This window comes from Parasphingomonas halimpatiens, assembly GCF_036663795.1.
Lineage (GTDB): Bacteria > Pseudomonadota > Alphaproteobacteria > Sphingomonadales > Sphingomonadaceae > Sphingomonas.
Genome location: NZ_JAXOJP010000013.1, coordinates 64,486 through 78,919 on the forward strand (window position 1 = coordinate 64,486; position 14,434 = coordinate 78,919).

Genomic DNA, 14,434 nt, shown 5'->3' on the forward strand with positions numbered 1-14,434 from the left:
TTTCTCCATCAAGCCGACGCTCTGGCCCGGAGAGCGAAATGGAATTGCTGCAGCCGCTGCTTGATCCACCGGTGGCACTCGTGCCGTTCGAGGATCGCCATATCGAGCCGCTGCGCGCGGCCTGTGCGGAAGATCCCGACATCTGGGAGATCTATCCGATTTCGCTGTATGGCGCGCATTTCGATCCATCGCTTGCCATGCTGGGGGCACTGCCGCGCTGGCAACGTTTTGCCGTGCTGAACGGATTGATCGTCGTCGGCATGACCAATTTCATCAATCTCGATCCGGTCGCCGGCGTGGTCGAGATTGGCGGCACCTATATCGCGCCGTCGGTGCGCGGCACGACGTTCAACGCGCGGATGAAGAAGCTGCTCATCGAGCATGCCTTTGCCAACGGGATCGGCACGGTGGAATTCCGGGTCGACACGCGCAACGCCCGGTCGTTGCGCGCCGTGGAAAAGCTCGGCGCCCGGCGCATCGCGACGCTTGAGCGCAACCTCATCACCTGGACGGGCTATGTCCGCGATACGGCGCTTTTTGCGCTGACTCCGGCCGATTGGCAGCGTAGCACGGGTGCGCCCGGCTGACGCGCGCTGCGCGCTTTCCTCTCAGACTTCACCAAGGTGCAGATTGTCCGGCCACCGCGCTGCTGTACTTTTAGCCACGTTGCGGCGTCGATCGGCAAGCGCTGGCCCCCCAATGCCTTGCCCGCTACCGGCCGACGCCGCGGCACCGGAGTAGTCGGTCAGGCCTTGCCGACCCCACGGCGCACCGTGACTTCGGTCGAACTGCCCGGGGTCGGCACGACGACGAAGCCGGCCTCGCGTTCGAGTGCGAGCGCGGCGTGGTTCTCGCGGCTCTCGATCGATTCGACCATTTCGATGCCCTCGGCGGCGGCATAACGCATCACGTGCTCGACCAGCGTCCAGCTGACGCCGCGATTGCGGAAGCCGGCGTGGATCGAGATGGCGAGCTCGCCGCGCACATGGTCGGGGTCGGACGCGAGCATCGCGCTGGCGATCAGCGTGCCGTCCTCGGTAAAGGCGAGGAAGTTCATCGTCCGCCGATAATCGACCTGGGTCATCGCGACGATCTGCGCGTGCCCGACCTCGCGCGCTGCGGTGAGGAAGCGAAAGCGCAGATCCTCGGGCGCGACCTGATGGAAGAATTGCGCGAGCGCGCCTTCGTCATCGGGCAGGACCGGCCGGACATGGATCTTGAGCCCGCTGCGCGTGACGAGATCCGCCGCCCATTCCATCGGTACGGGCCGGATCACCAGCCGCGACGCGCGCGGCGCCTCGCTGAGCCGCGCGCGGGCATCGACCGCGATCACCCCCTGCGGCGTCGCCAGCATCGGGTTGATGTCGAGTTCGACGATGTCGGGGAAATCGACCGCGATCGCCGACAGCGCTTCGAGCGCCGCCACGATCGCATCCATGTTGCAGGCCGGCACGTCGCGATAGCCGGCGAGCAGCCGCGCGATCCGCGTCTTGCCGATCATCGTGCGCGCGAGGCTGTCGTCGAGCGGCGGCAGGCCGAGCGCCCGATCGTTGAGGACCGCCACGGCCTTGCCGCCCGCGCCAAAGGCGAGGACCGGGCCAAACGTCGCGTCATCCGCGATCCCCAGCAGCAGTTCCTGCCCGGCGCCGGACACCATCGCCTCGACCTCGAAGCCCGTGATCGCCGCCTCGGGATGTTCGCGCCTGATCCGCGCCTCCATCGCCTCGGCGGCAGCCACCGCCTCCGCCGCGCCGGCAAGGTCGAGCGCCACGCCGCCGACATCGGATTTGTGCGGCAGCTGCGGCGACACCAGCTTGACGGCATAGGGCGCGGGCAGGGCGTCGCACGCCGCGGCGACTGCCGCCGCATCGGGCGCGAACCGGCCCGGCGCGACCGGGATGCCGTAGGCGGCGAGCAGGTCCCGCGTTTCGAGCGCGCTGAGCGCGTTCCTTCCCTCTGCGCGCGCATTGGCGATCACGGCATCGGCGCGTGACCGGTCGGCTGTCGGGATCGTCACGCGCGACGGCACCCGCAACAACGCCTGTCGCGCCCTCGCCGCCTGGAGGAGATAACCAAAGCCGCGCACGGCATCGTCGAGATTGTCGAACAGCGGCACGCCCGCCGCGTCGAACAGGAAGCGCACCGCATCGGCATTTTGCGGCCCCATCCAGCAGGCGATGACCGGCTTGGCGCGGTCCTCCCCGCCTTCGTCGAACGCGGCGATCACCGCATGGGCGATGTCGGTGCCGGCGGCGACGGCGGTCGGGCAGTGCATCACCAGCAGCGCATCGACGCCGGGGTCGGCCAGCATCGCGCGGGTCGCCACGGCAAAGCGCTCGGCATGCGCGTCGCCGACGACATCAACCGGGTTGGCGCGCGACCAGCCGGGCGGCATTTGCGGGTCGAGCGCGGCGATCTTCGCGTCCGACAGCGTGGCGAGCGTTCCGCCGGTCGTCAGCAAGGCGTCTGCCGCAAGCACGCCGGCGCCTCCGCCATTGGTGACGATCGCCAGCCGATCCCCGCCGCTCGGGCGATAGCGGCACAGCACCTGCGCGGCATCGAACAGATCGGACAGGCTGTCGACGAGCACGATCCCGGCACGCTCGAACGCGGCGGAATGGACGTCATAGGCGCCGGCCAGCGCACCGGTGTGCGAGAAGGCCGCCCTGACGCCGGTCGCCGAGCGCCCCGCCTTGATCGCGATCACCGGTTTGATCCGCGCTGCCGCGCGCGCCGCCGACATGAACTTGGCAGGGTTGGTGACGCCCTCGATATAGAGCAGGATCGCGTCGGTCCGCGCGTCGCTGGCGAGCATGTCGATGACGTCGCCGAGATCGACATCGGCCATGTCGCCCATCGAGATGACGCTCGAAAAGCCGATATGGCGGTCGGCCGCCCAGTCGAGCATCGAGGTGACGAGCGCGCCGCTCTGCGACACCAAAGCGAGCCGGCCGGCTGCGGCGCGACGCGGTGCGAACGAGGCGTTGAGCGCGGCATAGGGCATCAGCACGCCGAGGCAGTTGGGGCCGATGATACGCAATTGATGCGGTTGCGCCGCTTCGAGGATCGCCGCTTTCGCTGCGGCATTCTCGAAGCCGGCGGTGATGACGACGGCGACCTTCGTGCCGAATGCACCCAGCGACGCGATCACCTCCGGCACCGTTGCCGCCGGTGACACGACGATCGCCAGGTCGGGAACCTCCGGCAGCGCGGCGATGCTGTCGACCCAGTGGACGCCATCGATCGCGACGGGCCTTGGATTTACCGCGAACACCGTGTCGCCGAACCCGCCAGCGAGGATGTTGGCGAGCACGCGCTCGCCGAGCGAACCCGCGCGACTCGAGCCGCCAATCACGACGACGCTGCGCGGGTGGAAGAGCGACATGAGGTTGCGAATGGACATGACAGGGTTTCCCGCGACCGGGGCGAACGCGCCCGGCGATGGTCGGGACTTCACGCCAAAGCGCGGCGCTGGGCCATTAGTATAGAACCGTATGTCCGTCGCCGGACGGTTCGCTATCCTCGGGGCAGAAAGTCAGGGATCCACTTGGGAGCGAACAATGGCACGGACGATGGTCGCAGCTTCGGCACAGTTCGCATCCTTCGCCATGCGCCAGCCGCGCGTCGCGATCGGCGGTGCCGGTCTGGGAAGCCTCGTATTGATCGAGCTGATCGCCACGATGCTGGCGGGTTCTCCGCTGGGCTGAAGGCTTCGAGCATTAAGTCTTAAGCACCCTATTCCCGCCCTCCCTGAGCTTGCACCGCAGGCGCAGGGCTACCCCTATCGTTACGCGGGCGGCGAATCTTCCGGTACCAGCACCGCAGCGCCCTCGAGCCGCCCCGCGCGCAGATCGCGCAGCGCCTCGTTCGCCTGGCCAAGGGGATAGATGGTGGTCGTCGTACGCACGGGCACCTGTGCCGCGATATCGAAGAACGCCTTGCCGTCCTCCCGCGTGAGGTTGGCGACCGAGAGGATCGAACGCTCGCCCCACAGATCGGCATAGGGGAAGGACGGAATGTCGCTCATATGGATGCCCGCGCACACCACGCGGCCGCCCTTGCTGACCGCGCGCAGCGCCGCGGGCACGAGGTCGCCGTCCGCCGCGAACAGGATCGCGGCATCGACCGCGACCGGCGGCGGCTCGTCCGACCCGCCCGCCCAGACGCAGCCGAGCGCGCGTGCGAAGGCCTGAGTCTCGGCATCGCCGGGCCGGGTCAGGGCATAGACCTCGCGGCCCTGCCAGCGCGCGACCTGCGCGACGATGTGCGCGGCGGCGCCGAAGCCGTAGAGGGCGAGGCGGCGGCCTTCGCCGGCCATGGTCAGCGCACGGTAGCCAATCAACCCTGCGCACAGCAGCGGAGCCGCTTCGACATCGCCGAACGCGTCGGGGATCGGGATGCAGAAGCGCGCGTCGGCCGCGACGTGCGTGGCATAGCCGCCGTCGCGCGACGCGCCGGTGAAGACCGGATGGTCACAGAGATTTTCCCGCCCCGCGCGGCAGAAGGGACACTGGCCGCAGGTGCTGCCCATCCACGGCACGCCGAGCCGATCGCCCGGCGCTATGCCGGTGACGCCGGCCCCGATCTCGATGGCGCGGCCGACGATTTCATGCCCCGGCACGATCGGGAAATGCGCCGGCACCTCGCCATCGAGGAGGTGGAGGTCGGTACGGCACACACCGCAGGCCGCCACCGCGAGGACGACCTCGCCGGGGGCGGGCTGCGGGATCGGGCGCGCGACCGGAAGGAGCCGTTGGCCGACCGCGTCGAGCTGCATGGCATATCCCTGGGTCATGCGGACGACCGTGCCAGTCGGGCGGCGCGCTTCCCATCCGGGAAACCCCGCACGCCGCGCGGCGCTGGAACGGCATGCGCGAAATCCGAACCGCGAGACGCGTAGCAGCGCTATCTTCCTTCCTTCCCCGGCGAAGGCCGGGGCCCAGTTGGGGGCCGCTGCGACGGGCGTTGCCGCTCATCATTTCTGCCATCCCAGCTGGGCCCCGGCCTCCGCCGGGGAAGGGGGAGGAGATGCGACGAAATGGGTCAGATCTTCAGCAGAAGCGTTAGGTACACTTCCCGATAGGAGCGCCGGCACGCGGCTCCTAGCGTCCATCATGGTCGTACGAAGGACGTGCTCATGGCGCGCGAGCAGCCTTCTCACCAAGCAGGAGTAGCCGCGATGAAACCTGCCACGGCGGCGCGCCCCAGCGACACCATCGCGACCGACGTCGTCGCCTTTCTCGAACACCGCGCCTTCGGCGCCGATGCGTTTGTGCGGCGCATCGACACGCATGCCGCCAGCATCTTCCTCACCGGCGAACGTGCCTGGAAGCTCAAGCGCCCGGTGCGGCTGGGCTATCTCGATTTTTCCACCCTCGCGCGCCGGCGTGCGGCGCTCGCGGCGGAACTGCGGCTCAACCGTCGCACAGCACCTGATCTCTATCGCGCGCTGCACGCGATCACGCGCGAGGCCGATGGCAGCCTGGCGATCGACGGGCAAGGCGAGGCGATCGACTGGCTGCTCGAAATGCAGCGCTTCGCCGACGACGCGCTGCTCGATGACTGCGCGCGACGCGGCGCGCTCGATCCGGCGCTGCTCGCCAGCCTCGCGGCGCGCATCCAGCTTTTCCACGCCGCCGCCGAGCCGGTGAACGACGGTAATGGCGCCGGGCGCCTCGCTGCGGTGATCGACGGCAATGGCGTGGCGCTGGCGGGCTTTCCCGCGTTGTTCATGCCCGAGGCCGTGGCGGCGCTGCTGCGCCAACAGCGCGAGCGGCTGGGTGCCTGCCGCGACCGGCTCGATCGGCGCGCCGCACGCGGGCGGGTGCGCCACTGCCATGGCGACCTGCACCTCGCCAATATCGCGCTGATCGATGGCGCGCCGACGCCGTTCGACTGCCTCGAATTCGACGACGCGCTGGCGACGACCGACATCCTTTACGATCTCGCCTTTCTGCTGATGGACCTGTGGCATCGCGGGCTGCACGGCGCGGCCAACCTGCTGTTCAACCGCTATCTCGATCTGTCGGGCGACGATGAGGACGGTCTCGTCGCGATGCCGCTGATGCTTTCGGTACGCGCCACGATCCGCGCGCATGTCTCGGCGAGCCGCGCGCGGCACTCGGGCCTGGACGCGGATGCGATGCTGGCGCGCGACTATTTTGCGCTGGCGCAGCGGATGCTGGTCGCCGTGCCGCCACGGCTGGTCGCGGTCGGCGGACGGTCGGGGACGGGCAAGTCGATGCTGGCGCGCGCGATTGCCGGCGCGATCGGCGTGGCGCCCGGCGCGCGCGTCCTGCGCTCCGACGTGGTGCGCAAGCGACTGGCGGGGGTGTCGCCCGAGACGGCGCTGGCGCGCGGCCGCTACACGGCGCAAAGCGCGGAAGAGGTTTACACGGCGCTTGAAGGGCAAGCCCGTTTGCTGCTCTCCGAAGGAACCAGCGTGATCGCCGATGCAGCCTTCCTCCTGCCCGAGCAGCGCGCTGCGATCGCGCGCGTTGCGGCGGTGGCGGCCGTGCCGTTCGCCGGGCTGTGGCTTGCCGCGTCGGAGGCGGTGCGCGTCTGGCGCGTGACGGGGCGCAGCGGCGATGCCTCGGATGCCGACGCGACGATCGTGCGGCGCCAGTCGCGCCAACCGGTCGGCCCGATGCTCGCCTGGCACCGCCTGTCCGCCGGGCGCGACGCGGCGACGGTCGTGCGATCGGCAAGACGCGCGTTGCGGTCGGCGCTGCGGGTGCCGGCATGATCCCCGATCCCTTCTGGGCCGCCGCGCCCGACCAATTGCTCGCCGCGCTGGCTGCCAGCCCTGACGGGCTCTCGGCGGGCGAGGCGGCCGCGCGACTGACACGCGATGGTCCGAACCAGCTCGCCACCGCGCCACGTCGGCGCATCCTGATCGACCTGCTGCGTCGGCTCGCCAACCCGCTGGTCGCGATCCTGCTTGTCGCGGCAGGCATCGCCGGCGCGACGGGCGACGTGCCGAGCTTCGCGATCATCGTGCTGGTGGTGCTGCTGTCGACCGCGCTCGATCTGATCCAGGAGCATCGCGCCGAGGCGACCGCCGAGGCGCTCAAACGCTCGATCGCGCTGCGCGCGACGGTGCGGCGCGACGGCCAGCCGATCGATCTTCCGGTGCGTGAGATCGTCGCCGGCGATGTGGTGATGCTGGCGGCGGGCGACCTCGTCCCGGCCGACGGGATCGTGCTCGCCGCGAACAGCGCGCAGGCCAATGAGGCGCTGCTGACCGGCGAGCCCTATCCGGCCGAGAAGCGTGCCGACCCATCGACCAAGGCCACCGCGATGGCCGACGCGCACAATGCGCTCTTCCACGGCACCTCGCTGATCGGTGGCACCGCGACGATGCTTGTCGTGGCGACTGGATCGCGCACGCGCTTCGGCGCGATCGCCGGGTCGCTTGCCGGGGCGCAGCCTCCCAGCGCGTTCGAACGCGGCATCCATCAGCTCGGCTTCCTGATCGTGCGGCTGACTTTGTTCCTCGTGCTGTTCGTGCTGCTGACGCACCTCGCGCTCGGGCGCCCGCCGCTGCAATCCTTCCTGTTCGCGATGGCGCTGGCGGTCGGGCTGACGCCCGAGCTGCTGCCGATGATCATGACCGTGGCGCTGTCGCGCGGCGCGCAGCGCATGGCGCAGGCCAAGGTGGTGGTGAAGCGGCTCTCCTCGATCCACGACCTGGGCCAGATGGACATTCTCTGCACCGACAAGACCGGCACGCTGACCGAGGCGCGGATCGCGCTGGTCGGTCATCCCGGTATCGACGGCGCCGACGACGAGCGCGTGGTCGAGCTGGCGGCGGTCAATGCCCGCTTCGAGACCGGCCTGCGCAGCCCGCTCGACGAGGCGCTGCTCGCGCATGTCGCCACACGGTCGCTCGACGGCTGGGCCAAGCTCGACGAGCGGCCGTTCGATTTCGAGCGACGGCGGGTTGCGGTACTGGCGGAAAAGGCGGGCGAGCGCGTCGAGATCGTCAAAGGCGCGCCCGAGACGTTGCTCGCGCTGTGCACGCAGGCGCAGGACCGCAGCGGCGCGATCGTGCCGCTCGACGATGCGCTGCGCAGCCAGCTCGTCGCCCTGCATGACGATCGCGCGGCGCAGGGACTGCGGTTGCTGGCACTCGCCTGGAAGCCGGCCGCAGGGCAGGTCCGGATCGGCAGCGATGGCGACGATGCGCTGATCTTCGCCGGTTACTGCGTGTTCGTCGATCCGCCCAAGCCCAGCGCGACATCCGCCGTCGCGCGGCTCGAAGCGGCGGGAATCCGGGTGAAGGTGATATCGGGCGACGCCGCCGCGGTGATCGAGCATCTCGTCGCCGCGCTGGCGCTGCCGGTCGATGGCGTGCTGACCGGCGAGGAGATTGCCGCGCTCAGCGACCAGGCGCTGGGCGCGCGCGTCGAACATGTCGATCTGTTCGCGCGGGTCACGCCCGACCAGAAGACGCGCATCGTCCGCGCGTTGATGGCGCGGGGGCACACCGTCGGCTTCATCGGCGACGGGATCAACGACGCGCCCGCGATCCGCGCCGCCGATATCGGCCTGTCGGTCGATGGCGCTACCGATGTCGCGCGCGAGGCCGCCGACATGATCCTGCTCGATACCGATCTCGGCGTGCTGGCCGACGGCGTCGCCGAGGGGCGGCGGACCTATGCCAACATCATGAAATATATCCGCATGGGCACCAGCTCCAACTTCGGCAACATGCTGACGATGGCGGTCGCCTCCTTATGGCTGCCCTTCCTGCCGCTGACGGCGGTACAGGTGCTGATCAACAATCTGATCTACGACATGTCGCAGATCGGCATCCCGTTCGACAATGCCGATGCCGGCGATCTCGCGCGGCCGCATGGCTGGGACATGCGCGGGCTGGTGCGCTTCACCGCGATCATGGGGCCGCTCTCCTCGCTGTTCGATATCGCGACGATCCTGCTGCTGGTGCGTGTCTTCCATGTCGACGTCGCGACCTTCCGCGCGGCGTGGTTCGTCGAATCGATGGCGACGCAAATCCTCGTCGTGTTCGTGATCCGCACGGCGCGTCCGGTATGGCTGAGCAAGCCGAACATCGCGATGACCGCGACCGCGCTCACCGGCCTTGCCGTCGCGCTGGCGCTGCCGCTGCTGCCCTGGGCGGGGGTGCTGGGGTTCGCGCTGCCGAGCGGCGCGGTGTTCGGCACCATCGCGCTACTGGTGCTGGGCTATCTCGCCAGCGCGGAGCTGCTCAAACGCTTTGCGCTGCGCGCCGGTTGAACGCGCGGCCGGACGCGCCCTTGGTATCAATACGCAGTGCCGGAGCGATGCGCGCGTCCTAGGCGCTCGGGACAGGCCGCAGCGGCCGCGAGCGAAGGACGAGACCATGAACGACATCGCATCGCGCGGATACGTATCCGGCGCCAATTCATCTTCTCTACAAACCGCCTGGCGCTGGTTCGCCGGGCTTGGCGTCGCGCTGATCCTGCTCGGCCTGTGCGCTTCCGCCAACCTGTTCCTCGCGACCGTCGCGACGATCTATTATGTCGGCGCGCTGATGCTGTTCGGGGGCGTGCTCCAGATCTTCCATGCCGCGGCCGCGCGAAACTGGGGCGTATGGTTGTTCGGCGGCATCCTCTATCTGCTCGCCGGGCTGGCGGTGTTCAACGATCCGCTGTTCGCGGCGGCGTTCCTCACGCTGTTGCTGGCGGTGTCGCTCGGCCTGTCGGGCATGGCGCGCTTGTGGTTCGGGCTGCGCGTCGACTTGGCGGGGCGCGGCTGGCTGATCGCCTCGGGCGTCGCGAGCATCGCGGCGGCGGTGCTGATCGGCCTGGGCTGGCCGGTCAATGCGATCTGGATTCTCGGGTTCGTGCTGGCGATCGACCTGCTGTTCCAGGGCGTCGCGCTGCTTGGGACCGGGCTGGCGATGCGCACCGCACTGCGCGGCTGACCGCGCGTCAGCTTGCCGCGTCGAGCGCCTGCTCGACCGCGGCGAGCTGGCGCAGCGTCGGCACGAAGCTGTCGGGATTGAGCGAGATCGAGTCGATCCCCTGTTCGACCAGGAAACGCGCGAATTCGGGATAGTTGCTCGGCGCCTGGCCGCAGATGCCGACCTTGGCGCCGCAGATATGCGCGCGCCGGATGAAGTCGGCGATCAGCTGCGTTACCGCCGGGTTGCGCTCGTCGAACAGCGGCGCGAGCACGTCGGAGTCGCGGTCGATGCCGAGGACGAGCTGGGTCAGGTCGTTCGAGCCGATCGAAAAGCCGTCGAAGCGGGCGGCGAATTCCTCGGTGAGCACGATGTTCGAAGGAATCTCGCACATCATATAGACTTCGAGCCCGTTCTGACCGCGGACCAGCCCGTTGGCCGCCATTTCGGCGAGGACGAGGCGCGCTTCCTCGGGCGTGCGGCAGAACGGCACCATGACCACGACATTGTCGAGCCCGATCGTCTCGCGCACCTGTTTCAGCGCACGGCATTCGAGCGCGAATCCCTCGCGGTAGCGCTCATGATAGTAGCGCGACGCGCCGCGAAAGCCGAGCATCGGGTTTTCCTCGGCCGGCTCGAAGTCCGCGCCGCCGAGCAGACCGGCATATTCGTTGGTCTTGAAGTCCGACAGCCGGACGATCGCGGGGTGCGGGTGGAATACCGCGGCGATCCGCGCGATGCCGAGCGCCAGCGTCGACACGAAATAGTCGCGCGGGTCGGCAAAGCCCTGCGTCAGCGCGGCGATCCGTCGGCGTGTTACCGGGTTCGATACGCGCTCGGGATGGACCAGCGCCATCGGGTGAACGCGGACATGGTTGCTGACGATGAATTCCATCCGCGCCAGGCCGACCCCCTTGGCGGGCAACCGCCACCAGGCCAGCGCGGCCTCGGGATCGGCGAGGTTGAGCATCAGCTCGGTGCGCGTTGTCGGCAGCGCGTCGACCGCGATCTCCTCGCTGCTGAACGGAAGCAGCCCGGCATAGACCCGCCCTTCCTCGCCCTGCGCGCAGGAGATGGTAATCTGGTCGCCATCGGCGAGCACGCGCGTGGCGCTGCCGGTGCCGACCACGGCGGGCACGCCGAGCTCGCGGCTGACGATCGCGGCATGGCTGGTCGCGCCGCCATGGTCGGTGACGATCCCGGCGGCGCGGCGCATCACCGGCACCCAGTCGGGATCGGTCATCTCGGTGACCAGGATCGCGCCATCGACGAAGCGCTCGATGTCGCGCGCGTCGCGGATCAGGCAGACCGGGCCGGACGCGATCGCCTGGCCGACCGCCGACCCGGTGGCGACCAATGGACCCGCCCCGTCGAGATGCCAGCGGCGCAGCGTCGAGGCGGCATGCGCGGCATGGACGGTTTCCGGCCGCGCCTGGACGAGGAACAGTTCACCGCTCTCGCCGTCCTTGGCCCATTCCATGTCCATCGGGCGCCCGTAATGCGCCTCCACCGCGACCGCCCAGCGCGCCAGCATCAGGATCTCGTCATCGTCGAGCACCAGCGCCGGGCGTTCCGCCTTGCTCGTCCGGACGATCCGTGTGCCGCCGCCGCGCTGGGCGTAGCGCATCTTGCGCGCCTTGCCGCCGCATTTGCGCTCGATGATCGGGCGCAGGTCGGGATTGGCCAGCAACGGCTTGAACACGCGATAGAGATCGGGATCGACCGAGCCCTGGACGACCGGTTCGCCCAGCCCCCAGGCCGCGCTGATCGACACCATGTCGGGAAAGCCGGTCTCGGTATCGAGCGAGAACATCACGCCCGACCCGGCGAGATCGGCGCGCACCATGCGCTGCACCCCGATCGACAGCGCCACGTCGAGATGGTCGAAGCCCTTGGCCTCGCGATAGCTGATCGCGCGATCGGTAAAGAGCGAGGCGTAGCAGCGCCGGCAGGCCGCGAGCAGCGCGGCTTCGCCGCGCACGTTGAGGAAGGTTTCCTGCTGGCCGGCGAAGCTGGCATCGGGGAGGTCCTCGGCGGTGGCGCTCGAGCGCACCGCGACGGCGATATCGTCCTTGCCCACGCGCCGGCAGAGGTCGCGATAACCCTGGCGGATCGCCTCGGCCACCGCGCAGGGAAGTGCTGCATCGCCGATCATCGCACGGATCGCTGCGCCGCTATCGTGGAGCAGCGCGGCGCCGTCGCGGTAGCGCGCAATCGCCGTGCGAATCGCGGGGGCGAGTCCGGCTTCGGCGATCAGCGTGCGATAAGCGCTCGCGGTGATCGCGAAGCCCTCGGGGACGCGCACGCCAGCCGGCCCGAGCCGCCGCACCATCTCGCCGAGCGAGGCATTCTTGCCGCCGACCTGGGCGACATCGCCGATGCCCATCGCATCGAAGGGCAGGACGAGCGGCGCTGTCGCGGACGGTGGTGTCGCCGCCTCGGCGAGGTCGCTGCCGTGTTGAACGAGTCGATCGTGCTGGGTCATGACCACAGCATGCCCACGCGGCGACGCGGGGCGATACGCAATGTCCGCAGCCGCCCGCTTGCGCCGGCGGCTGCGATGCCATGTTACTTCGGTGCGGCGAGGCCGAGCTTGGGACGGCCGGTGCTCTTGCGGCCAAGGCCGATCTTGACGGCCATCGCCTTGCGACGCTCGGAATAGGCCGGCGCGGTCATCGGGTAATCGGCGGGCAGATTGTAGCGCGCGCGATATTCCGCCGGGGTCAGGCCCTGCGTGGTGAGGTGACGCTTGAGCACGCTATAGGGCTTGCCGTCGATCATCGAGATGATCTTGGTCGGGTCGGCCAGGCTCTTGCGCGCCGTGACGGCGGGGACGAACGCTTCTTCTTCCTGCACCGGCTCACCGCCAAGTTGCGCCAACGTCGAGTGAATCAGGTTGATGACGTGTTTGATCTCGTCGATGCTGACATGGTTATTGGCGACGTAGTTCGACGTGATCGTGCCCGTCAGGTCCAATAGTGTTTCGTCGATAGCCATGAATAATCTCCGATTGCGACGTGCTGTTTTTTTGGGATGGCTGGCTGATACCGATCAGGAGACTTTTTTCAATACACTTGTCGGGCAATGTGCAAAAAATAAGATCGCGCGAATTCACCCGCGCGAGGGGGTTGGGCATTAACATCACGTTACGAATCGCCGGTTTATGTTACGGTAGCGCAACCATGACGACAGATTTTCGATGTCGTGCCAATATTCGCCGGCGGCACGACATGCATGTTTCCCCGCCGCTACTGCCGGATTGCGCCGGCCGCCCGCACATCGGCGATGGTCGGATAGCCGTTGACCGCCATCAGCAGGTCGGCCTCGGCGAGCAGGCATTTCAGCACATGCGCCGCGCCCGCCGCGCCGCCCAGCGCCAGGCCATAGGCATAGGGTCGCCCGACGCCGACCGCCGTCGCGCCGAGCGCCAGCGCCTTGACCACATCGCTGCCCGAGCGGATTCCTGAATCGAACAGCACCGGCGTCTTGCCCGAGGCGGCGACCACGCCGGGCAGCATGTCGATCGCGGCAATGCCGCCATTGGCCTGGCGTCCGCCATGGTTCGAGCAATAAATGCCGTCGGCGCCCTCGTCGATCGCGCGGCGCGCATCGTCGGGGTGGCAGATGCCCTTGAGGATGATCGGCAGCTTGGTCATCGAGCGGAGCCACGCCATGTCCGCCCAGGTCAGCACCTTGCCGAAGGTCGCCGCCCAGGTGCCGATCGCCGTTGCCGGATCTTCCTCGGGCGGCCTGGCGAGCAGCGCGCGAAAGACCGGATCGCTGAAATAATTCATCAGCACCGCGCCGCGCAGCTGCGGGAAATTGGCGGCATTGAGGTCGCGCGGGCGCCAGCCCGTCACCCAAGTGTCGAGCGTCACGACGATCGCCTTGAAGCCGGCCGCCTCGGCGCGGTGTACGAGGCTCTCGGCGAGCGCCTTGTCCTTGGGGGTGTAGAGCTGGAAGAAGCCCGGCATGTCGCCCAGCGTCGCCGCGACCTTTTCCAGCGGATCGTTCGACAGGGTCGAGGCGACCAGCGGCACGCGCGTCATCGCCGAGGCCTCCGCCGCCGCAAGGTCGCCATGCCCGTCCTGCGTGCAGATGCCGTTGATGCCGACCGGCGCCATGAACAGCGGCGAGGGCAAGGTGAGCCCGAACAGCTCGATCGACAGGTCGCGCTTGGTGCAGTCGACCATCATCCGCGGTGTCATGCCCCAGTGGCGGAACGCCTCGGCATTGTGGCGCTGGGTGAACTCGTCGCCGCAGCCGCCCTGCAGATAGGACAGGATCGCCGGCGGCATCGCCGCGGTCGCGCGCGCCTCGAGCAGCGCGAAATCGACCGGCAGCGTGGGGATCGTGCCGCGTACGCCGGCGCCATAGATCTCGTTCTGGAAGTCGCCATAATGGGGCATCGCGCATTCTCTCCTTCTTGCGGCAGGGTGCGACAGACGGGGCGGGGCGGCAAGGGGGGACTGCCGGAGCGATCTTGTGCTCCTGCGAAAGCAGGAGCCCAGGGCCCCAAATGTCGCG

10 protein-coding genes are annotated in these 14,434 nt (G+C 68.8%); 5 read left to right on the top strand and 5 right to left on the bottom strand.

Features of this window, described 5'->3' with window-relative positions; genetic code table 11:
* Window positions 1-38: 38 nt before the first annotated feature.
* Complete coding sequence (locus U1839_RS14480) at window positions 39-587, top strand: GNAT family N-acetyltransferase (protein ID WP_332804318.1); 549 nt, start codon at window positions 39-41, stop codon at window positions 585-587.
* Window positions 588-745: 158 nt separating this feature from the next.
* On the opposite strand, the gene U1839_RS14485 is transcribed toward U1839_RS14480, so the two are convergent.
* On the bottom strand, window positions 746-3,403 hold the full coding sequence (locus tag U1839_RS14485) for a bifunctional acetate--CoA ligase family protein/GNAT family N-acetyltransferase (RefSeq protein WP_332804319.1): 2,658 nt from the start codon (window positions 3,401-3,403) through the stop codon (window positions 746-748).
* Between the two features lie 157 nt (window positions 3,404-3,560).
* Here U1839_RS14485 and U1839_RS14490 point away from each other — a divergent pair, with 157 nt between their 5' ends.
* Window positions 3,561-3,707, top strand: coding sequence for a hypothetical protein (locus tag U1839_RS14490; RefSeq protein WP_332804320.1), 147 nt, complete (start codon window positions 3,561-3,563; stop codon window positions 3,705-3,707).
* Window positions 3,708-3,787: 80 nt separating this feature from the next.
* On the opposite strand, the gene U1839_RS14495 is transcribed toward U1839_RS14490, so the two are convergent.
* On the bottom strand, window positions 3,788-4,795 hold the full coding sequence (locus U1839_RS14495; RefSeq protein ID WP_332804321.1) for a zinc-dependent alcohol dehydrogenase family protein: 1,008 nt from the start codon (window positions 4,793-4,795) through the stop codon (window positions 3,788-3,790).
* Between the two features lie 384 nt (window positions 4,796-5,179).
* Here U1839_RS14495 and U1839_RS14500 point away from each other — a divergent pair, with 384 nt between their 5' ends.
* The 3 genes from U1839_RS14500 to U1839_RS14510 all read left to right on the top strand — a co-directional run bounded on the left by U1839_RS14500 (window position 5,180) and on the right by U1839_RS14510 (window position 9,928).
* Complete coding sequence (locus U1839_RS14500; RefSeq protein WP_332804322.1) at window positions 5,180-6,745, top strand: bifunctional aminoglycoside phosphotransferase/ATP-binding protein; 1,566 nt, start codon at window positions 5,180-5,182, stop codon at window positions 6,743-6,745.
* Entirely contained in the window at window positions 6,742-9,258 is a 2,517-nt protein-coding gene (gene mgtA, locus U1839_RS14505) for a magnesium-translocating P-type ATPase (protein ID WP_332804323.1), read from the top strand. The genes U1839_RS14500 and mgtA overlap by 4 nt, the downstream gene beginning before the upstream one ends.
* A 106-nt stretch (window positions 9,259-9,364) precedes the next feature.
* Complete coding sequence (locus tag U1839_RS14510; protein WP_332804324.1) at window positions 9,365-9,928, top strand: HdeD family acid-resistance protein; 564 nt, start codon at window positions 9,365-9,367, stop codon at window positions 9,926-9,928.
* Window positions 9,929-9,935: 7 nt separating this feature from the next.
* Here U1839_RS14510 and ppsA read toward each other — a convergent pair whose 3' ends face one another.
* The 3 genes from ppsA to U1839_RS14525 form a co-directional block, all read right to left on the bottom strand.
* The gene (gene ppsA / locus U1839_RS14515; protein WP_332804325.1) at window positions 9,936-12,392 is read right to left on the bottom strand and encodes a phosphoenolpyruvate synthase; all 2,457 of its coding nucleotides are present in this window, start codon (window positions 12,390-12,392) and stop codon (window positions 9,936-9,938) included.
* A gap of 83 nt (window positions 12,393-12,475) precedes the next feature.
* On the bottom strand, window positions 12,476-12,904 hold the full coding sequence (locus tag U1839_RS14520) for a Ros/MucR family transcriptional regulator (RefSeq protein WP_332804326.1): 429 nt from the start codon (window positions 12,902-12,904) through the stop codon (window positions 12,476-12,478).
* Window positions 12,905-13,155: 251 nt separating this feature from the next.
* On the bottom strand, window positions 13,156-14,316 hold the full coding sequence (locus tag U1839_RS14525) for an alpha-hydroxy-acid oxidizing protein (protein ID WP_332804327.1): 1,161 nt from the start codon (window positions 14,314-14,316) through the stop codon (window positions 13,156-13,158).
* Between the last annotated feature and the right edge of the window lie 118 nt (window positions 14,317-14,434).

Bases quoted from the DNA above. Each gene is read 5' to 3' on its own strand.
- U1839_RS14500 (WP_332804322.1), top strand. From the start codon at position 5,180: ATGAAACCTGCCACGGCGGCGCGCCCCAGCGACACCATCGCGACCGAC.
- U1839_RS14525 (WP_332804327.1), bottom strand. From the start codon at position 14,316: ATGCCCCATTATGGCGACTTCCAGAACGAGATCTATGGCGCCGGCGTA.
- U1839_RS14495 (WP_332804321.1), bottom strand. From the start codon at position 4,795: ATGACCCAGGGATATGCCATGCAGCTCGACGCGGTCGGCCAACGGCTC.
- U1839_RS14490 (WP_332804320.1), top strand. From the start codon at position 3,561: ATGGCACGGACGATGGTCGCAGCTTCGGCACAGTTCGCATCCTTCGCC.
- ppsA (WP_332804325.1), bottom strand. From the start codon at position 12,392: ATGACCCAGCACGATCGACTCGTTCAACACGGCAGCGACCTCGCCGAG.
- U1839_RS14510 (WP_332804324.1), top strand. From the start codon at position 9,365: ATGAACGACATCGCATCGCGCGGATACGTATCCGGCGCCAATTCATCT.
- U1839_RS14520 (WP_332804326.1), bottom strand. From the start codon at position 12,904: ATGGCTATCGACGAAACACTATTGGACCTGACGGGCACGATCACGTCG.
- U1839_RS14480 (WP_332804318.1), top strand. From the start codon at position 39: ATGGAATTGCTGCAGCCGCTGCTTGATCCACCGGTGGCACTCGTGCCG.
- U1839_RS14485 (WP_332804319.1), bottom strand. From the start codon at position 3,403: ATGTCCATTCGCAACCTCATGTCGCTCTTCCACCCGCGCAGCGTCGTC.
- mgtA (WP_332804323.1), top strand. From the start codon at position 6,742: ATGATCCCCGATCCCTTCTGGGCCGCCGCGCCCGACCAATTGCTCGCC.